The following is an 18,828-nucleotide window of genomic DNA, read 5'->3' as shown; positions in this document are numbered from 1 at the left end:
CTTCGGTCAGTTTCCTTCTGTTTCCAAACTATGCAATTCACTACAAAAAAATCGGCTGCGCGCCAGCGCTGGCTGCGTTGTGCTGTGGGCGCGGTGGCCGCTGCCAGCTGGGCGGCAGCGGCGCAAGCGCAAACCTTGTTTCTGGATGATTTTGGCTCGTCCACCGAGCGCACCACCTCGCCCTATGTGCCGCAGATGTATTTGCCGGCGCAAGGCATGGATGACAGCAACCAAATATTCACCCACGGCAATCGGTTCTACAAGTTTGCCCAGCCATACAACCCCAGTACCTCGACATCGGAGCAGCACAGGAGCAACGATATTGAGAACGGCTACTACGCAGTTGCCAACCCTGATGTTTTCATCAAGGATGCGACCGTCACTTGGGATCCGGGCAAGGCCAACTATTGGTTCAAGGTTCCCGCATCGGGTGGCGACTTCTCGGGCGAAGCCCAAGGCGCAACGCCGGGCTCCCATGGCGCGGTGTTGGCGGTCAATGCTGGCATGGTGCGTAACGAGTACTATCGCCGTTCGGTGGACCTGGAGCGCGGATCGACCTATGAGCTGAGCGCTGCTTTTTATATCGTCAACAGCGGAGCCTCTTCGCGCTTTGAAGTGCAGCGGTCGGCATCCGGGGAAATTCTGGCCAAGTCTGCGGATTTTGGGGATTGGTACAGCCCACCCAACGAGGTCAAACCCAAAACCTGGACGGTGATGCGTATGCAGTTCACTATCCCTTTGGGGTGTGGTGCTGACGAAAACTACAGCATTGCTTTACGCAATCTGATCAAGTCCAACAGCAATAACGATTTCTACGTCGACGACATCCAGCTTACCAAACTGAGCTCGGCGCCAGCAGGCGCTATCGCGATGGCCTGCCCCACCACGGCCGCTCCCTCGATCACCGCACAAAACGACGGCACCTGGACCGTCTACGCCGGCGAGGCCAGCACCGACAGCGTGCGCGAGAACGACTCGATGAAACTGGCCGATGGCAGCTCGCCAGCGCTCACCAGCTCCAACACCACGATCACGCAGACCAGCACCGTGGCCGGCGTCACGCTGCGTGACGACGGCTACATCGAGGTAGCCAGCACCACGCCGCCAGGTACTTACGAAGTGCCGTACCAGATCTGTATTGCACCTGCGACCAAGCCTTGGCCTACTTGTTCTGATGCTGTTGCCACTGTCGTCGTGCCCTCGGGCAGCGCACCTGTGCGCACGCCAGAGCTGACCGCAACGCCCGACGATTACACCGGCACGCCCACGGCTCCCGGCGGCAAAACGCCCAGCGTCATCACCAACGACAGCAGCAACGACGGCAGCACCACCACGACGCTGACGCCTACCGACATTGGCAGCAGCGTCACCGTCAAACTGGTGGGCGAAGACCCAGGCCAGTTCACCATGAACCCGGATGGCTCCATCACCGTGGGCACCTCCGTGCCGCCCGGCAACTACACGCTCACCTACGAAGTGTGTGCCGAGCCTGCGCAGACACCGGCGAACTGCAAAACCACCACGGTCACGATCCTGGTGCAGATGCCCATCGACGCGGTGGACGACGACTTCAGCGCCGCGCCCACCGAACCCGGCAAATCCACGCCTTCGGTGCTCAGCAATGACACCTTGAACGGTGCTGGCAACCCCACACCGAACACCGACGTCATCGTGCGCCCAGACACGGTGACGCCACCGCCTGCCGGCTTTACGGTCAACCCCGATGGCACGATCGCAGTAGACTCTTCCGTTCCGCCCGGCGACTACTCGGTCAGCTACAAAATCTGCGCTTCCAGCAATACGGATTTGTGCGACACCGCCGTGGCCAAGATCACCGTGGCCAACCCTGTGCCCACCACGCCGCCCACCATCCTGGCGACCGATGACGACTTCACTGGTGCACCCACCGTGCCCGGCAGCAGCACGTCATCGATCTTGGGCAACGACACGTTCAACAGCGTTGGCAACCCTTCGCCGGTGACCGATGTGGAGTTCAAAGCTATTCCTGATGTGACGGTTCCTGCAGGCTTCACGATCCAAGCTGATGGAACGATTGCGGTAGACGCCAGCGTCACCCCAGGCTCTTACGATGTGCCCTACCAAATTTGCGTACGCGGCTATTCTCCAGCGCAGTGTTCCACTGCGGTAGCCAAGATCAAGGTCAGCAACACGGTTGGCAGCGCCACCCCTGCGCCGACCATCCTGGCAAATATCGACGATTTCAGCAGCACGCCCGTGGAAGCAGGCAAACCCACGCCATCGGTGCTGAGCAACGACCAGCTCAATGGCGTGAGCAATCCGTCGGTAGGCACGGGCGGCGTTACCGTGGTGCCAGACCCGAACAAGCCCAAGGTCACTGGCTTCACGGTCAACCCGGATGGCACGATCACCGTCGACCCGAGCGTGACGCCTGGTAACTACGAGGTGCCCTATCAGATCTGCTCGGTCAGCACCACAACCCAAGTCTGCAGCGAAAACATCGCGAAGATCACGGTAACTACGCCCAACTCGGGAGGTACAACGCCTGCGATCGGTGTACCGGTGGCCAACGACGATGATTTCAGCTCCACGCCTGTCGCCCCCGGCGGCAAGACGCCGACCGTGGTGAGCAACGACGATGCCGATGGCAAAACCACGACCGCTGTGCCCGGCACCAACGTGACGGTAGAGCTGGGCGACAACCCGCCAGCAGGTTTCAGCATCAACCCCGATGGCACGATCAACGTCCCCACGGGCCTGCCCGCTGGCGACTACACGGTGCCCTACAAACTGTGCGTGTTGCCCGCCACCACGCCAGCGACCTGCGATGAGGCCAATGCCAAGATCACGGTCACCTCGCCCAATACGGGTGGTGGCACAACGCCTGCGATCGCTGTACCGGTGGCCACCGACGACGACTTCACTTCTACGCCTGTAGCGCCTGGCGGCAAGACGCCGACCGTGGTGAGCAACGACGACGCCGATGGCAAAACCACAACCGCCGTGCCCGGCACCAATGTGACGGTAGAGCTGGGCGACAACCCGCCAGCAGGTTTCAGCATCAACCCCGATGGCACGATCAACGTCCCCACGGGCCTGCCCGCTGGCGACTACACGGTGCCCTACAAACTGTGCGTGTTGCCCGCCACCACGCCAGCGACCTGCGATGAGGCCAATGCCAAGATCACGGTCAGCGCTATGACCCCGGGCGGTGGTGAGAACGGCGGAGAAAATGGTGGTCTGCCCCCTCTCACTTCGCCGGCCAATGTTCAACCGGTTCCTGGCTTGCAGACCTGGAGCCTGGCCTTGCTGAGCCTGCTGCTGGGCGCAGCCGCTGTGCGTCGCCGCAGCCGCGGTTAAAGCGTTTGCGCGCCGGGCAAACCGGTGCGCAACAGCTTGAGAGGCCTGGTTGTTTTGCAACCGGGCCTTTTTGTTTGATGGCAGAACGCTTGAGTTTCGGTAAGCGTTGGATGCTATATAAAAGATAGTGAATGCATCTTGCATACAATGCCGCTGCACTACCGCACTCGCTCTTGTTCACCGGAGAAACTGCCATGTCTGCAGGCCAGCGCCAAGCCGTTCTTGTTATCGATGTTCAACAAGCCTTGTGCACTGGCGCAGATGCAGCCTGGGATTGTGCGGGCCTGATCCAGCGCATCAACCAGGCGACAACGGCCGCGCGGGCCGCGCAGCTGCCGGTAGTGTGGGTGCAGCACGAAGAGCCAGGTTTGGAACACGGTAGCGCAGGCTGGCAATTGGCCGATGGGCTGCAGGTGGTCAGCAGCGATCTGCGCAGCTACAAAACCACGGGCGATGCGTTCTGGAAAACCGATCTGCTGCCGGTGCTGCAGCAACTGGGCGTGCAAGAGCTGGTGGTGTGCGGCATGCACACCGAGTACTGTGTGGATGTGACTACCCGCGCCGCTCTACGCCATGGTTTTCCCGTGGTGTTGCTGCAAGACGCGCACACCAGCAGCGGCAACGCCGCTCTCAGCCCGCAACAGGTCATTGCGCACCACAACATCACGCTCAGCAGCACCAGCAGCTTTGGCGTGCGTGCGCGTTTGCAAACGGCGCAGCAGTGGGCAGACAGCGTGGCTGACCAAGGCTGAAGCCGGCGTTGCTGCCAACGCGCCCGGCTGTCAAGCGCGCAGATTGCATATGCATCTGCGCAATCGGCAGTTGGTTTGCGTAAGCGGCGCGTGCACAGTTCGTTCAAGCGCTGCCGTGAGGGCAGCTTTCCAATCCCCTGGTTTTGAAGGACGAACTGCAATGAGCCATATCTCTTTTGCGCCTTGGCGCGTTTTGATCAGCACGGGCGCAGCAGCTGCGTTGTGGACAGCCGCTGCGGGCACGGCGCTGGCCAATACGCCGCAGGCCGTGCCCAGCGGTGCTTTGGTCAGCACCGAATGGTTGGCAGCCAACTTGCAGCGCCCCGATGTGCGCGTGATCGAGGTCAGCGTGAACCCGGGCTTGTATGAGCGGGCGCATATCCCCGGCGCGGTCAACTTCTCGTGGCACAACGATCTCAACGACAAGGTGCGGCGCGACATCGTCAGCAAAGAGGCGTTTGAGCAGTTGCTGTCCAAGGCTGCGGTAAGCGACAACACCACCGTGGTGCTTTATGGCGACACCAACAACTGGTTTGCCGCCTGGGGCGCCTGGGTGTTCGATGTGTATGGCGTCAAGAACGTCAAGCTGCTCGACGGCGGCCGCAAAAAGTGGGAGGCCGAAAGCCGCGCCTTGAACAACCGTGCGCCTGATTACGCGGCCACCACTTACCGCGTGGGCCAGGTCAACACCGCTTTGCGCGCCCGTTTGGGCGATGCTTTGGCCGCTGCCGAGGGCAAGAGCGGCACGCAGCTCATCGACATTCGCTCAGCTGACGAATACCAAGGCAAGGTGTTTGCGCCTGCCGGTGTGCCCGAGCTGTCGGTGCGCGCCGGCCACATTCCCGGCGCCGTCAACGTGCCCTGGGGCAAGGCGGTCAATGAGGACGGCACCTTCAAATCCAAGGCCGATCTGCAAAAGCTCTACGCCGACGTGGGCGTGGACGGCAGCAAGCCCATCATCACCTATTGCCGCATTGGCGAGCGCAGCAGCCACACCTGGTTTGCGCTGAGCAAAATTCTGGGCTACCAGGTGAAAAACTACGACGGCTCCTGGACCGAATACGGCAACAGCGTGGGCGTGCCGATCAACAACCCGGCGGGCACGATCTGGGCGGCCAAATAAGCCTCCAGCGACTGAACTCTCTTATCTCCGCATGGGCTTGCCTCGTGCTTGCAACCCGCCGTGCGCGGGTTCTTTTTTCTTCATGCCATGAACGAATCGACTTTGCGCCTGGGCGCCGCTGCGCCGCTGCCTGCCCGGTTGCAGCCTGTTGCCGCCGTGCTTTTGCTGCTGGCGCTGTGGCCACTGGCCCAGGCCCTGCAACAGCGTGATGGCGGGCGCACCTTGGTATTTGCCTTGGCCGTTGGCCTGGCGCTGGGCGTGGTGTTGCAGCGCTCGCGCTTCTGCTTTTATTGCCATGCACGCGATTGGCTGCAGCGCGACGATCCGCGCGGCATCCTTGCCATCATCGCTGCGCTGGCAGTGGGTGTGGTGGGCATGACGGTGGTGCAGGGCAGCTGGGTGCCCAACCCGCAAGCGGGCCAGTTGCCGCCGGAGATGCATATCGGCCCGGTCAGCTGGGTGCTGGTGTTGGCCGGGCTGGCTTTTGGTGCCGGCATGCTGGTGTCGGGCTCGTGCATCAGCGCGCACTGGTACCGGCTGGCTGAAGGCTCAGCCACAGCGCCCTTTGCACTGCTGGGCACGGCGCTGGGTTTTGCCTTGGGTTTCCAAAGTTGGAACCCGCTCTACAGCCTGGCCGTGGCCGATGCGCCCGTTGTGTGGTTGCCGCAGCACCTGGGTTATGGCGGCGCCTTGTTGCTGCAATTGGGCGTATTGGCTGCTTGGGCGGCGTGGATCTGGCAGCGCCACATTCAGCAGCGCCGGCGTGCCGGGCGGCCTGCCGTAGCCACCTCTAGTAATGAGCCGCGCGATCTGCGCGCACTCTGGAACAGCCTGTGGCAAGGCCGTTGGAACTATGCATTGGGCGGCGTGCTGGTGGGCTTGATTGCGGTGGCCGCGATTGTGCGCATGCGGCCTTTGGGCGTCACCGCCTTGCTCGGCAGCCAGGTGCGTGGCGCGCTGCAAACCCAAGGTTGGGTGCCAGACCGGCTCAACGGCCTGGATGGTTTTGCGGGCTGCGCCACCTTGCCCGCTGCCACCTGGGCTACGCCCAATGCGGTGGTCTTGCTGGGTTTGGTGGCCGGCTCGTTCATCGCCGCTTTGGCCAGCCGCCAGTTCAGCCCGCGCAAGCCCAGCGCGCAAGAGGCTGGGCGCGGTTTGCTCGGCGGCGTATTGCTGGGCTGGGGCGCCATGACGGGCTTGGGCTGCACCGTGGGCACCTTGCTCTCAGGCAGCATGGCTGGCGCACTGAGTGGCTGGGTGTTTGGTGCGGCGATGTTGCTGGCTCTGTGGCTGGGCTTTCGGCTGCAGTCCTGGCGCGACAGCCAGGCGTAATGGATATTGCTCAAATGTAGCTAATTGCTGGTCTTGTTGCTTTTAAAAATGTAGCAAACTCAGCGCCGCCAAGGCGCGGCAGCTTGCGCGTATAGGTGCCGCTGTCATCAGCAGCCTCGGGTTTTGGCGCTATGCTTTGGGCAACTTTGCCAACCGATGGAACCGACCATGCTTTTGGGCCTTGCCGCCAACCGCCTGCACCACCAGAACGAGGATGGAGCGCTGTTCAGTTTTCTCCGCGCCTGCGAGCCCGGCATTCGTGAGCTGGGCATCGGCTTTCACGCCGTGGGCCGTACCTACGACGCGATTGCGGCCGCCGAAATGCTCAAGGGCTACAAAGGCATCGTGCGCTACCCCTATGGCCGCGAAGGCGGGCTGATGAAGCTGGTGGCCGAGGTGGTGGGCATGCCCGGCGAAGGCCGTGCGCTCGATGGCGCCATCTACCTGACCGACCCGGTCGATCCCTCGTCCATCTTCCCCGAAGCGCTGGCGCTCAAGCGCCAGTGCGTCATCCACGGCAAGCCGTTCTTGTCGACCGTGGCCAGCGCACGCGATTGGGTGGAGATGGAGCGCATCCACGCCGGCCTGCCCAGCGACCGCAATGCCGACAGGTTGCACGACTACGAGGCGCAAACCCTGGCACTGATCGCCCACGATGCGATGAAGCCCGCGATGATGGATTTTGCGGCGAAGAACTTCGATCTGCTCTCGCGCTACCGCCGCCGCGTAGGCACCGGCACCACCGGCCAAAAGCTCAACGAAATGGCCTGGAGCAAAGGCTGGCCGGCCGACAAACCCTGGGTGGACCGCTACAACAGCGGCCCGCTTGGTGGCGATGCCCAGATTGCCGACCTGGTGCTGGAGCGCCGCTGCCAACGCGCCATCTTCTTTGAAGACCCGCACGTGGCCCGCCAACACGAGGCCGACATCCAACTGCTGGAACGCGCCGTCACCACGGTGACGCACGAGGTGGTTTGCATGACCGCACCTGGCGTGGCACAGCGCTGGTGTGATGCGGCTCTCAAGCGCAACTGATTCTTGGCTAGCACCGCGCTCGCAGAAACGACGGTGCCAATCCCGCCAGTTGCATGGAGGCACTGCGCAGAGCAGGCAATATGTCTTTAACAGCCTGCTCGCGACTGAAGTCCGAGCGAAGCAAGTTGGCACTGATTGCTGCTGCGACCTGGTTGTTCTCGTCGTAAATAGGGACGGCCAGCCCTGCGACATGGGGGTCAAATTCTCCCTCCACCCAGGCGAATCCGTCCTTGCCGACGCGATCAAGCGCGCTTAAAAGATCCTGTTCACTGGCCAGTGTTGCGGGAGTCAATGGTTTGAGCTCATGGTCATGCAAATAGCGGGTCAGGATTTCCTGTTCGCTATGTGCCAGAAGCACTCGGCCGGGGGCTGTGGCATAGGCAGGCAGCCTGCTGCCCATGCCCAGGCGCAAAGACATGATTTTGCTGGACGGAATGCGCAATACAAACACCGCTTCGCTACCGTCAAAAACGGCAACGGCACAAGATTCTTGCAGTTGGGCACAAAGGGTTTCCAGCACCCGTTGCGCATGTCCCCAAAACGGCAGGGATGTGAGATAGGTGGTGCCCAGGTTCAGTACTTTGGGCGTCAGGTGGAAGCTTTTGTCGCTGGTTCCCACGGCATAGCCTAGCTCGCACAGGGTTAACAAGATCCGGCGCACCACAGTGCGGGGCAACTCCGCGGATGCGGCAACACTGGCCACCGTATGGGGTCCATTGGTGCCGAGCACTTCGATGACGGACAAACCGCGCGCAAATGCTCGCACAAAGCCTTCGTTTTCCGGATTGGTCATGTTTTCCTTTCTGCGGCCAATGTCAGATCTATGAATCCTAGGTGAGTCCTGGTGCGACCGCCGGCTCCAATGAAGCTCCCCTTCACGATACCCAAAGAGGCAGCGGCTGCATTGTGTTGACACAACGATAAAAATGGACTTCAATAGTGTTTAAACGGATATATAAATCCGCTAGGCGGACATTATAAGCAGCCGCATCGTTAGGAGACAAAAACATGGAATTGGGTACGAGGTCTGTGCATTGCGCACGCCGTGGACTTTTCTCTGCGGAGCACCAGTTGTTTCGCGACACTGTTCGTCGCTTCTTGGAGCGCGATGTGCTCCCCTTCCACGCTGCGTGGGAGCGTGATGGACTGATCCCGCGTGAGACTTGGCGCAAAGCGGGTGCGGTCGGAATTCTCCTGCCCATGACGCCCGTGGAATACGGCGGAGGAGGGGGCGATTTCTTACACACGGCCATCGTGGTCGAAGAGATTGCGGCCGTGCTTGCGACCGGACTCACCGGCTTTTCGACCCATTCCGACATCGTCTCGCCATATCTTCTGCACTTTGGCTCAGAGGCGCTCAAACAGGAGTGGCTCCCTCGCATGGCCTCTGGCGATTGCGTAGGCTCGATTGCCATGACCGAGCCTTCGGCAGGCAGCGATCTCAAAGCGATCCGCACCACCGCAAAACGCTCCGGTCAGGGCTGGCGTATTGACGGCCAAAAGACCTTTATCACCAATGGCTACCACGCGGACCGCGTGCTGGTGGTGGCAAAGACCGACCCTCAAGCGGGTGCCAAGGGGATGAGTCTGTTCTGGGTAGATGCCAACACTCCAGGCTTCGCCAAGGGCCAGCCATTGGACAAAATTGGTCACCGGGCGCAGGACACGGTCGAATTGTTCTTTGACGGTGTTCTGGTGCCTGATAGTGACCGGGTCGGTGAAGAGAACAAGGCGTTTTCCTATTTAATGCACGAACTGGCACAAGAGCGCCTGATGATTGCATTGCGTTGTGCCATTTCGCTGGAGGCCTCTTTGGAATGGACGATCGCCTATACCAGCGAGCGCAATACCTTCGGCAAGCCGCTGATCAAAAACCAGCACATCAGCTTCCGCCTGGCAGAGATCAAGACTCTGGCCGCCGCGACGCGCGCATTTGTGGATCAGTGTGCAGAGGACCACGTGCGCGGCGAGCTGACAGCTGATCGGGCGGCCATGGCCAAGTTATGGGCGTCAGATGCCACTCGCGCCATAGATGACTTGCTCCAAATGTTTGGCGGAAACGGATTCATGCGCGAGTACCCCATTGCGCGCATGCTGACGGATATCAGAGGCAATCGCATCTATGGCGGCTCCTCCGAGATCATGAAGGAAATCATCAGCCGCACTTTGTGAGGTAGTCATGGACATCTATCTGACCCAGTCATTGCATCGAGTAGTGCAGCAGAGTCCGGCAGCGGTAGCTTGTCGATTTGCCGACAGAACCAGCACGTACAGCCAATTGAAAGAGCGAGTAGCGCGACTGGCCGCCGCCCTGATCGGCCTGGGTGTAAAGCCGGGGGACCGGGTGGCCATGTTGGCGCTGAACTCGGACCGCTATCTGGAGTACTACCTGGCCACTTGGTGGGCTGGCGCAGTGGTGAATCCCGTCAATGTGCGATGGAGTGCCAAAGAGGTTGCGTTCTCGCTGCAAGACTGTGACACACAAGTGCTTTTGGTCGATGACGGGTTCACAGCCCTGGTGCCAGAGTTGCGCAAGTTGGTTCCCGAGCTGCGCGAGGTGATCTTGCTCAGCGATTCAGACAGCGTGCCAAAGGATGTGGCGGGAGCGCATTGCTTCGAGAAGTTAATAGCCGAGTCGCACCCGGTTGAAGACTTGCGTGTGGGTGGCGATACATTGGCCGCCATTTTCTATACCGGTGGCACCACCGGCCAACCAAAGGGCGTAATGCTCTCGCATGCCAATCTGTGGGTTTCCGGGCTGGCGCGCATGGCACAAGTTTATTCATCGGCGGGCAGTACTGCCATACATGTAGCGCCTCTGTACCACCTGGCTTCTGCCGGCCGTTTGATCACGCAGCTCATTCACGGCGGTGAAAGCGTTATCTTGCCGTCTTTCCAGCCTGCTGCCCTGATAGCAGGCATTGAGCGTCATCGGGTTCAAGAGATCACGCTGGTGCCAAGCATGATCCAGATGCTGTTGAACGACCCCGCATTCGACGCTGCTCGCTTGGCGAGTTTGCGAAGAATCTCTTATGGCGCTTCGCCGATCTCCGAGGTAACGCTCGATCGCGCTCAGGAGTTGCTGCCATCGGTCGAGTTTTGCCAGTCCTATGGGCAAACCGAGGCTGCACCGATCATCACCATCAACCCGCCTGAAAACCATGTCGGAGAGGGCCGTCGCCTCGGTCGCATGCGTGCCGCAGGCCGGGCCTGTTATGCCGTTGAGGTGCGGATTGAGGACCCCGAGGGCCGCGAGGTGCAGCGTGGAGTGGTTGGTGAGATATGCGCACGGGGGCCCAATGTGATGCTGGGCTATTGGAATCGCCCTGAAGAAACTGCGCAAGCCTTGCGCGGCGGTTGGCTGCATACCGGTGATGGTGGCTATATGGACGAGGCGGGCTATGTATTCATTGTCGACCGTCTGAAAGACATGATCGTTACCGGCGGGGAGAACGTCTACTCCGCAGAGGTCGAGAACGCTGTGCGACAGCACTCTGCGGTTGCGGACTGTGCCGTGTTTGGCATCCCCAGCGAGCGTTGGGGCGAGAGCGTACATGTTGCGGTAGTGCTCAAGCCTGGGGCTGTATTGGATCTGGAGCAATTGCAGGCCCATTGCCGAAGTCTGATCGCCAGCTACAAGGTGCCCCGCGGAATGGATGTGCGAGCTGCACTGCCTTTATCGGCAGTCGGCAAGGTCCTGAAAACTGAACTCAGGCAACCCCACTGGAGTGGCTCCGGCCGCTCCGTCCACTAAATCAGAAAAGGAGGCATCCATGACCCAAGCTGTCCACGTCGTTGGCGTCGGCATGATCCCGTTTACCAAGCCCGGCGCAAGTGAGGACTATCACCTGATGGGCGCTAAAGCCGCCAAATTGGCACTTGAAGACGCAGGCCTTGACTACCGTATGGTGCAGCAGGCCTATGTTGGCTATGTCTATGGCGACTCCACTTGTGGACAAGCTGCGCTGTACGGCGTTGGCTTGAGTGGCATTCCCATCATCAACGTGAATAACAATTGCTCGACCGGATCAACAGCCTTATTCCTGGCACGGCAGGCCGTAGAGTCGGGTGCGCTTGATTGCGCAATCGCCCTGGGGTTTGAGCAGATGAACCCTGGTGCATTGAAAGGTGCCTTTACGGACCGCCCCACGCCGTTGCAGGACTTCGTCGGCGTCATGAAGTCCATTCAGGGTTTTGACGATGCGGCTCCGCGTGCAGCCCAGCTGTTTGGAGGTGCTGGGCGTGCGCACATGGAAGAGTTCGGCACCCAGGCATCCACCTTTGCCAAGATTGCGGTAAAGGCGCGTCGTCATGCTGCCAACAACCCATTCGCCATCTTCCGCGAAGCGCTGACGGAAGAGCAGATCCTTGCATCGCCGACCGTATTTGCACCACTGACGCGTTACCAATGCTGCCCGCCCACTTGCGGGGCTGCTGCGGCCATAGTTTGTTCACCGGCGTTTGCTGCGCGACATGGTCTGGATGCACGGGTAGTGATTGCAGCACAGGCGATGACTACCGATATGCCATCGACCTTCGGAGAAGCCGATATGCGAAAGCTGGTTGGCTGCGATATGACAGCGGCGGCGGCACGCCAAGTCTATGAAGCTGCAGGTGTTGGCCCGGAAGATGTGCAGGTCGTTGAGCTGCATGACTGTTTCACGACCAATGAACTGTTGACGTACGAAGGCTTGGGCCTGGTGGCGCGAGGGGAAGCTGAAAAATTCGTGCTGGACGGTGACAACACCTATGGTGGACGTGTGGTGACCAACCCCTCAGGGGGCTTGCTTTCCAAGGGACATCCGTTAGGTGCCACTGGACTGGCGCAGTGCACGGAACTGGTGTGGCAGTTGCGTGGCCAGGCACAAGGTCGCCAGGTGGAGGGTGCGCGTCATGCTTTGCAGCATAACCTGGGCTTGGGCGGTGCTTGTGTGGTGACGCTCTATCAGCGGGTTGACGGGAGCGCAGCATGATCGATCGCCGCTTCATTGGTCACGTGCTGACACCATTTACCGCAGTAGCTGAGGTCGGTCGTTTGCGCTTCTTTGCGAAAGCTGTGGGTGAAAACAACCCGATCTACTCAGATCTGTCTGCGGCACAGGCGGCGGGCCATCCCTCGCTTCCATTGCCTCCGACCTTTCTGTTCTCGATGGAATTCGAAGCACCCAACCCTGCCGAGACACAGCAGCTTTTGGGCATGGATTTGCGGCGCATTCTTCATGGGGAGCAACACTTCCGTTATCGCCGCATGGCACATGCCGGTGAAGAGCTGCGCTTTCAACCGCGAATTACCGATATCTATGACAAGAAAAACGGTGCATTGGAGTTCGTCGTGCGCGATACCGATGTGACGGATGCGAACGGCTTGCCAGTGGCTGAGCTGAGACGTGTGATCGTTCTACGCAATGCATGAGGAGTAGCACGATGCATAAGCCAATCCAGCTTCAATTGGGAGATTTGATTCCCGCATTGACTCTCCCGCCAGTCAGCCGCACCACGCTCGCATTGTTTGCAGGAGCATCAGGCGATCACAACCCCATGCACATCGACATCGACGTGGCGCGTGGGGCGGGTATGTCTGACGTCTTTGCACAAGGGATGCTGCCCATGGCGTATCTGGGTCGCTTGCTGACGCAATGGCAGCCGCAGGCACAACTGCGCAGCTTCGGCGTACGTTTTGCGGCCATGACCCAGCTGGGCGATGAGATCGTCTGTAGCGGCCAGGTTACCGAAATGATTGAGGCGGATGGCGAGACATGCGCTCGCCTCAGTATCACGGCCGTGAATCAGACAGGAGATACCAGGCTCAGCGGCGAAGCCGTTGTAGCCATCAACCAAGGAGATAGGCAATCATGAAAAAACTGGATGGAAAGGTCGCTTTGATTTCCGGCTCTGGCCGAGGCATCGGGCGCGAGATCGCACTGAAGCTGGCAAGCGAGGGCGCGCGCATTGTCGTGAACGATCTCGACCAAGAGCCCGCGATGGAGACAGTTGGCGCCCTGCGACAAATGGGGACGGAGGCGGTGGCTTGTCTGGGAAGCGTGACGGACGCGGACTTCGGCGATCGATTTGTGAAAACTGCCTTGGATAACTTCGGTGCGGTAGACATCATTGTCAACAACGCGGGCTACACCTGGGACAACGTCATCCAGCGCATGACGGACGAGCAGTGGTACGCAATGATAGATGTGCATATGACAGCCCCCTTTCGCATATTGCGCGCTGCATCGGACTACCTGCGCAATGCGGCAAAGCAAGAAGCGGAAGCTGGCGTAGAAGTGTTTCGCAAAGTAGTCAACGTGTCGTCAACCTCCGGCGTCATGGGTAATCCTGGGCAAGCGAACTACTCCTCTGCCAAGGCTGGAATCATCGGCCTTACCAAAGCGATGAGCAAGGAGTGGGGACGCTACAAGGTCAATGTGAACAGCGTGGCCTTCGGCCTGATCAAGACCCGCTTGACAGAAGCTGTAGCTGGCGACGGCGCCTCGATCCATGTCGCCGGGCATGACATCAAAGTCGGCGTCAACCCCAATCTCATGAAAAACATCGAAGCAAATATTCCGGTGGGCCGTGCAGGTACACCCGAAGAAGCTGCGGGCGCTGTCTATTTGATGTGTATCCCGGAGTCGAACTACGTCAGCGGCCAAGTCTTGATTTGTGGGGGCGGCCGTCCCTGAGCGTCTGTTCAATGAAAACGACAAGGAGACAAACATGAACAAGGTGCTGAGGACATTGGGCGTTGCCTGCTGTGCAGTGCTGACGGCTGGATTCGCAATGGCTTTTCCTGACAAGCCGGTCAGGCTCATCGTTCCTTATCCTGCGGGCGGTGCCACTGATGTATCGGCGCGCATCTTGGCAGAGAAATTGGGAGCGGCTTGGGGGCAGCCTGTCGTAGTAGAAAACAAACCGGGAGCTACCGGCGCAATCGGGACCGACTTGGTCGCCAAGAGCAAGGCGGATGGCTATACGGTGTTGCTGCAAGTGCCGATCATGATTGCGACCGAGCAGACCAAGCCATCTACCACGAGCTATCGGACTTTGCGTGACTTCGTGCCGGTCTCAACGGTTTTCACAACGCCTATTGTTTTTCTGGCCAGTGACACCGCCCCCAAGGGGGACCTGAAAGCGGTGATGGCTGCTGCCAAAGCACAACCTGGTGCGCTGAACTACGGGCACCATGGTGAAGGAACCTCGGCTAACTATCTGGGTGAGATGCTCAAGAAAGTGGCGGCTGTCGACATGACAGGAGTCCCCTACAACGGCGATGGCCCCATTCTCGCCGACCTTCTGGGGGGACATTTGAAAACCGGATTCCTCAGCGGATCGAACGCGAAAAAGGCCGCCGACAGTGGCAGAGCTCGCATGTTGGCCATTGCCAGCGCAGAGCGCTCTCCGCTCTTGCCATCGGTTCCGACCTTTGCGGAAAAAGGCTATGAAGGGATAGATCGTGGCTCATGGGGAAAGATATTTTTGCCAGCCGGAACGCCGCAGCCCATTGTTGAACAGATGGCGCGAGACGTAACGCATGCCGTCCGCTTGCCTGATGTGCAGGAGCGATTTCATGCCTTGGGCCTGGTGGGCGTTGGCGGAACTCCGCATGAGACCTTGCAGGACGTGCAAGCCGAATACGCGTACTGGAGCCGACTGATCAAAGAGTTTGGCCAGCTGGGCAAGCCATAAGCGCAAGAGCCTGTTCGAGCAACCGGGACGGGTGGTTCGAAAGCGGAAGTGCTGCAGACATGGTGCATGGCTTGGCCAGGGGCGCAGATGTCGGGCTGACTTTTGTTTGAGAAGCGCAATATTTACGACAGCTTTTTGACTGCTTCCGCGCTGCAAGGCGCTTGTCTTGTGCCTTGCTGTGTTTACAACCTTTGCTCTACCAAGGAAAAGTATGAATCTCATTCCATTTCCTCGTCAGACGGTCTTGCTGGGTGCATTGCTGGCAGCTGCGACCTGCCATGCTTTCCCCGATAAGACGGTAACCATCATTGTTCCCTTTGCCGCTGGTGGAAGCGGTGACTTGGTGTCCCGAGCTGTAGCCGATCAGCTCAGCGCCAAATGGGGGAAACCTGTCATTGTGGAAAACCGCCCTGGTGCAGGGGGACAGATTGGAACGAGCTACGTGGCTCGACAGCCTGCGGATGGTCACACCATACTGATGCAGTCTCCTGCAACCATGATTTCAGCAGAGCTTCTGCGCGACAACGCTGGCTACAAAACACTGAAGGAATTTACTGCGGTTACGGAAGTATTTTCCACCCCCGTAGTCTTGGTAGCCAGTGCGAAAACCCGAGCGCGTGACTTTAGCGGCTTCATCAATGAGGCCCGCGCCAATGAAAAGCTGAGTTTTGCCTCTCACGGACAAGGCAGCTCTACGCACTATTTTGGCGAGCAGTTCAAAGCGGCTGCCCATGCTCCTATGGTGCATGTCCCGGTGGGCGGTGAGGGGCAGATGATCACTTACATCCTCGGCGGCCATGTCAGCTCAGGTTTTGTGAGTGTCTCTGGTGCTCAGAAGGCCGTTGAAGCAGGGGGAGCCTGGGTCGTGGCTGTGTCGGGCCTCAATCGCTGGTCCTCGTTGCCGCAGGTGCCAACTTTTCACGAACTGGGCCTGGAGGGGTTGGACCGCATGTCCGGGATGAGTTATTTGGTCCGCAGCAATACTCCACCGGAAATTACTCAGAAGCTCTCTGTAGCGTTGCGATCAGCGATTGACTCGCCGAAGACCCAAGAGTCTTCGAAATCGCTGGGGGTCAAGATAGGCAGCTCAACGCCGGAAGTGGCGCAAGAGGGGTTGAAAAAGGAGTTCGCGGATTGGCAATCCTATGTCCTGAAGTTTGGAAATCTGACGGAGACAAAGTAATTGCAGCGAAGCATTGAAGGAGACGCAAAGTGAAAGCAGTAAATATTTCTCAGCTGGGGCCATTGGTACATTGCAGCATGCACGAAAGTGGTGGGCCACCGTTGTTTGTAGAGCCTCAACCAGGAGAGCTGGGCGAGTTGGACGCTTTTCTGGCTTGGGTGGAAAAGCACCGGTCTGCCATTGATGCATTGATTGTTGAATATGGAGGAATCATTTTCAGAGGTTTCCCCATACAGGAAACACAGCACTTCAATGCAGTCATCGACTTGTTTCCCAGCTACCAAGGCGACTACAAAGGTGGCGTGGCGCCACGCAAACATCTGGCTGGAAAAGTAATGGAAGCCACGCGTATAGATCACGCCGTGCTGCTGCGTCTGCATTCAGAGATGGCCTACCTGCGTGACTTTCCTGCGCGAATCGCTTTTTTCAGCAAGAAAACAGCTGAAGTCGGGGGCGAAACTATCATTGCCGATGTGCGCGGCCTTCCTGCCAGTCTGCCCTTGGAGCTGAGCCAAAAGCTGGAGCGTCATGGCGTGATGACCGTCCGTAACTATGCGCCACGCACGGAAGATTTGGAGGCCAGCGTAGCGCATATGGATCTACGAGGGTGGAATCTGGCTTTCGAGACGGATAGCCGTGCAGATGTCGAGAGCGTTTGCGAGAAAAAGGGCCTGCAGCCGATATGGAACGCTGACGGCAGCTTGACGGTTATTAATCGGACGCCTGCATTTGCCGTGCATCCGCAGACAGGTGAAAAGCTCTACCGATCCAACCTGCATTCCTACACCGCTGACTCGCACAGCAAGGGCTTGGATCCGGAATTGGTACGCAAGATCCGCGAAAGCCAAGAGCACCCTACGGGAACCTGGTTGGGCAATGGAGAGTCTTTGTCGCCCGAAGAGGTGCAGGAGTTTGACCGCTATTTTCTGGCCAATACACGCGCTTGGAAGTGGTTGGATGGCGACGTCATGGTCTTGGACAACTTGCAGACCTGGCATGGTCGTAATCCCTACGAGGGAAGCCGGGATGTGCAGGTTGCTCTGCTCGATTAAGCGTATCGGTGCAGTAGCTGAGTGGAAGGAGCAACTCTGATGAAAATTCCCGCATTGCAAGTTAAGAAAGTGGTGTCGGACAGTGAATGGTCTTTGCGTGTTGAACTGGCCGCGTGCTATCGACTCATGGATGTCTATGGAATGACCGATTTGGTATACAACCATATATCCGCGCGCATCCCAGAAACAGATTTGCTTCTTATTAACGCGTACGGCTATCTGTACAGCGAGGTGACTGCATCAAATCTGGTGACAATCGATCTTCAAGGCAACGCTGTGCTTGAGCCGGAGAACGAGCATGGCTACACCTTTAATCCGGCTGGCTCCATCATCCATACTGCCGTACACCAAAAGCGGGATGATGTGGGCTGTGTCATTCATACCCACACCCGAGCTGGAATGGCTGTTTCGGCAATCGCTGATGGCTTGCTGCCGTTGACGCAGTCTGCCATGCGCTTTGATGGGCATGTGGGTTATCACGACTATGAAGGACCGGCTCTCAACCTGGATGAGCAGGTGCGGTTGCAGCGCGATCTGGGTGATAACGAAGTGCTGATTCTTCGTAACCATGGAATGCTGGTTGTGGGGCCCTCGGTTCCAGAGGCATTCAATCGATGCTATTGGCTGGAGATGGCTTGCAAGGCGCAAGTGGATGCCATGGCTATGACAACAGACCTGGTTTTACCTTCGCCAGAGTTACGTGCACAAACGGCACGCACTTTGCGCCCCACAGGTCGGTATATAGGTGATACCGCGTGGCCCGCCATGCTCAGACTGTTGTCGGCTCGTGGTATCTCTGACTATGAGTGCTGATGAGGGCGCAGGCCGAGGCGCATGCTGTTGGCAGTTGTATTAGCAGCCAGTTCAGAATCACATTCGCGCTCTGCAATTGTCAGCAGGCTCAGCCCGCTTCGTTGGACACTTCAATCAGGTTCTCGTCCGGGTCGTAAAAGTACAGCGACTGCAGCATGGCGCGGGCGCCGGTTGCTCGCACCGGCCCTTGCACGATGGCCACTTGCTGGCGCTGCAAATGCGCCACCACGTCGGCCAGCGGTACCAGGGTGCGAAAGCACAGATCGGCTGACCCCGGCGTGGCGTGCTTCACATTCGGGTCGACCACGGTGCCCACTTCGTGCAGGTTGATTTTCTGCTGGCCAAAGTGCAGTGCAAACCGGCCGGGTTTGAACTCTTGCGCACCCATGCCCAGCACGCGCTGGTAAAACGCGATGCTGTCGGGAATGCTGCGTACGGTGAGAACGAGGTGGTCGAGCGCGTCAACCGTCACTGGGCAATGGGTGGTCATGATGGCTGTGTGGCTTGGTTTATAACGAT

Annotated in this window: 17 protein-coding genes; 15 read left to right on the top strand and 2 right to left on the bottom strand. The window is 59.1% G+C overall.

The window, feature by feature from the left end:
* Positions 1-30 precede the first annotated feature (30 nt).
* From ACFIQF_RS05370 to ACFIQF_RS05350, 5 genes are all read left to right on the top strand, one after another.
* A complete protein-coding gene (locus ACFIQF_RS05370; RefSeq protein ID WP_393940858.1) occupies positions 31-3,339 on the top strand; it encodes an IPTL-CTERM sorting domain-containing protein in 3,309 nt (1,102 codons plus the stop codon).
* A gap of 194 nt (positions 3,340-3,533) precedes the next feature.
* A complete protein-coding gene (locus ACFIQF_RS05365) occupies positions 3,534-4,091 on the top strand; it encodes an isochorismatase family protein (protein ID WP_393940857.1) in 558 nt (185 codons plus the stop codon).
* Between the two features lie 160 nt (positions 4,092-4,251).
* Positions 4,252-5,214 carry a sulfurtransferase gene (locus tag ACFIQF_RS05360; protein ID WP_393940855.1) on the top strand — a complete coding sequence of 321 codons (963 nt, stop codon included), beginning with the start codon at positions 4,252-4,254 and terminating at the stop codon, positions 5,212-5,214.
* Positions 5,215-5,301: 87 nt separating this feature from the next.
* A complete protein-coding gene (locus tag ACFIQF_RS05355) occupies positions 5,302-6,546 on the top strand; it encodes a YeeE/YedE family protein (protein ID WP_393940853.1) in 1,245 nt (414 codons plus the stop codon).
* 168 nt (positions 6,547-6,714) lie between these two features.
* A complete protein-coding gene (locus ACFIQF_RS05350) occupies positions 6,715-7,581 on the top strand; it encodes a methylglyoxal synthase (protein ID WP_393940852.1) in 867 nt (288 codons plus the stop codon).
* A 7-nt stretch (positions 7,582-7,588) separates the two neighbouring features.
* On the opposite strand, the gene ACFIQF_RS05345 is transcribed toward ACFIQF_RS05350, so the two are convergent.
* A complete protein-coding gene (locus tag ACFIQF_RS05345) occupies positions 7,589-8,374 on the bottom strand; it encodes an IclR family transcriptional regulator domain-containing protein (RefSeq protein ID WP_393940850.1) in 786 nt (261 codons plus the stop codon).
* Between the two features lie 215 nt (positions 8,375-8,589).
* Here ACFIQF_RS05345 and ACFIQF_RS05340 point away from each other — a divergent pair, with 215 nt between their 5' ends.
* From ACFIQF_RS05340 to ACFIQF_RS05295, 10 genes are all read left to right on the top strand, one after another.
* Entirely contained in the window at positions 8,590-9,753 is a 1,164-nt protein-coding gene (locus ACFIQF_RS05340) for an acyl-CoA dehydrogenase family protein (protein ID WP_393940848.1), read from the top strand.
* 13 nt (positions 9,754-9,766) lie between these two features.
* Positions 9,767-11,335: a long-chain-fatty-acid--CoA ligase gene (locus tag ACFIQF_RS05335; RefSeq protein ID WP_393941192.1), complete on the top strand. Its 1,569-nt coding sequence runs from the start codon at positions 9,767-9,769 to the stop codon at positions 11,333-11,335.
* Between the two features lie 19 nt (positions 11,336-11,354).
* Positions 11,355-12,554, top strand: a complete 1,200-nt coding sequence (locus ACFIQF_RS05330) for a lipid-transfer protein (RefSeq protein WP_393940846.1) — start codon at positions 11,355-11,357, stop codon at positions 12,552-12,554.
* The gene (locus ACFIQF_RS05325; protein WP_393940844.1) at positions 12,551-12,994 is read left to right on the top strand and encodes a MaoC family dehydratase N-terminal domain-containing protein; all 444 of its coding nucleotides are present in this window, start codon (positions 12,551-12,553) and stop codon (positions 12,992-12,994) included. Before ACFIQF_RS05330 ends, ACFIQF_RS05325 begins: the two co-directional genes overlap by 4 nt.
* An 11-nt stretch (positions 12,995-13,005) precedes the next feature.
* The gene (locus tag ACFIQF_RS05320) at positions 13,006-13,437 is read left to right on the top strand and encodes a MaoC family dehydratase (protein ID WP_393940842.1); all 432 of its coding nucleotides are present in this window, start codon (positions 13,006-13,008) and stop codon (positions 13,435-13,437) included.
* Complete coding sequence (locus tag ACFIQF_RS05315) at positions 13,434-14,258, top strand: SDR family NAD(P)-dependent oxidoreductase (protein ID WP_393940841.1); 825 nt, start codon at positions 13,434-13,436, stop codon at positions 14,256-14,258. Before ACFIQF_RS05320 ends, ACFIQF_RS05315 begins: the two co-directional genes overlap by 4 nt.
* A gap of 34 nt (positions 14,259-14,292) precedes the next feature.
* Complete coding sequence (locus ACFIQF_RS05310; RefSeq protein WP_393940839.1) at positions 14,293-15,261, top strand: Bug family tripartite tricarboxylate transporter substrate binding protein; 969 nt, start codon at positions 14,293-14,295, stop codon at positions 15,259-15,261.
* 211 nt (positions 15,262-15,472) lie between these two features.
* On the top strand, positions 15,473-16,444 hold the full coding sequence (locus ACFIQF_RS05305; RefSeq protein WP_393940837.1) for a Bug family tripartite tricarboxylate transporter substrate binding protein: 972 nt from the start codon (positions 15,473-15,475) through the stop codon (positions 16,442-16,444).
* Between the two features lie 29 nt (positions 16,445-16,473).
* A complete protein-coding gene (locus tag ACFIQF_RS05300; protein ID WP_393940835.1) occupies positions 16,474-17,496 on the top strand; it encodes a TauD/TfdA family dioxygenase in 1,023 nt (340 codons plus the stop codon).
* Between the two features lie 39 nt (positions 17,497-17,535).
* Entirely contained in the window at positions 17,536-18,309 is a 774-nt protein-coding gene (locus ACFIQF_RS05295) for a class II aldolase/adducin family protein (protein ID WP_393940834.1), read from the top strand.
* A gap of 88 nt (positions 18,310-18,397) precedes the next feature.
* On the opposite strand, the gene ACFIQF_RS05290 is transcribed toward ACFIQF_RS05295, so the two are convergent.
* Positions 18,398-18,799: a VOC family protein gene (locus ACFIQF_RS05290; protein ID WP_393940832.1), complete on the bottom strand. Its 402-nt coding sequence runs from the start codon at positions 18,797-18,799 to the stop codon at positions 18,398-18,400.
* Positions 18,800-18,828: the final 29 nt, after the last annotated feature.

The sequence above is a fragment of the Comamonas trifloxystrobinivorans genome, from assembly GCF_043359985.1.
Lineage (GTDB): Bacteria > Pseudomonadota > Gammaproteobacteria > Burkholderiales > Burkholderiaceae_C > Comamonas > Comamonas trifloxystrobinivorans.
The sequence above is the reverse complement of the archived record's forward strand: the minus strand, read 5'-3'. Positions and strand labels throughout refer to the sequence as shown.

Excerpts from the sequence above, each read along its gene's own strand:
- ACFIQF_RS05370 (WP_393940858.1), top strand. The coding sequence starts at position 31 with ATGCAATTCACTACAAAAAAATCGGCTGCGCGCCAGCGCTGGCTGCGT.
- ACFIQF_RS05320 (WP_393940842.1), top strand. The coding sequence starts at position 13,006 with ATGCATAAGCCAATCCAGCTTCAATTGGGAGATTTGATTCCCGCATTG.
- ACFIQF_RS05315 (WP_393940841.1), top strand. The coding sequence starts at position 13,434 with ATGAAAAAACTGGATGGAAAGGTCGCTTTGATTTCCGGCTCTGGCCGA.
- ACFIQF_RS05365 (WP_393940857.1), top strand. The coding sequence starts at position 3,534 with ATGTCTGCAGGCCAGCGCCAAGCCGTTCTTGTTATCGATGTTCAACAA.
- ACFIQF_RS05305 (WP_393940837.1), top strand. The coding sequence starts at position 15,473 with ATGAATCTCATTCCATTTCCTCGTCAGACGGTCTTGCTGGGTGCATTG.
- ACFIQF_RS05325 (WP_393940844.1), top strand. The coding sequence starts at position 12,551 with ATGATCGATCGCCGCTTCATTGGTCACGTGCTGACACCATTTACCGCA.
- ACFIQF_RS05290 (WP_393940832.1), bottom strand. The coding sequence starts at position 18,799 with ATGACCACCCATTGCCCAGTGACGGTTGACGCGCTCGACCACCTCGTT.
- ACFIQF_RS05360 (WP_393940855.1), top strand. The coding sequence starts at position 4,252 with ATGAGCCATATCTCTTTTGCGCCTTGGCGCGTTTTGATCAGCACGGGC.
- ACFIQF_RS05345 (WP_393940850.1), bottom strand. The coding sequence starts at position 8,374 with ATGACCAATCCGGAAAACGAAGGCTTTGTGCGAGCATTTGCGCGCGGT.
- ACFIQF_RS05310 (WP_393940839.1), top strand. The coding sequence starts at position 14,293 with ATGAACAAGGTGCTGAGGACATTGGGCGTTGCCTGCTGTGCAGTGCTG.
- ACFIQF_RS05295 (WP_393940834.1), top strand. The coding sequence starts at position 17,536 with ATGAAAATTCCCGCATTGCAAGTTAAGAAAGTGGTGTCGGACAGTGAA.
- ACFIQF_RS05355 (WP_393940853.1), top strand. The coding sequence starts at position 5,302 with ATGAACGAATCGACTTTGCGCCTGGGCGCCGCTGCGCCGCTGCCTGCC.
- ACFIQF_RS05330 (WP_393940846.1), top strand. The coding sequence starts at position 11,355 with ATGACCCAAGCTGTCCACGTCGTTGGCGTCGGCATGATCCCGTTTACC.
- ACFIQF_RS05340 (WP_393940848.1), top strand. The coding sequence starts at position 8,590 with ATGGAATTGGGTACGAGGTCTGTGCATTGCGCACGCCGTGGACTTTTC.
- ACFIQF_RS05350 (WP_393940852.1), top strand. The coding sequence starts at position 6,715 with ATGCTTTTGGGCCTTGCCGCCAACCGCCTGCACCACCAGAACGAGGAT.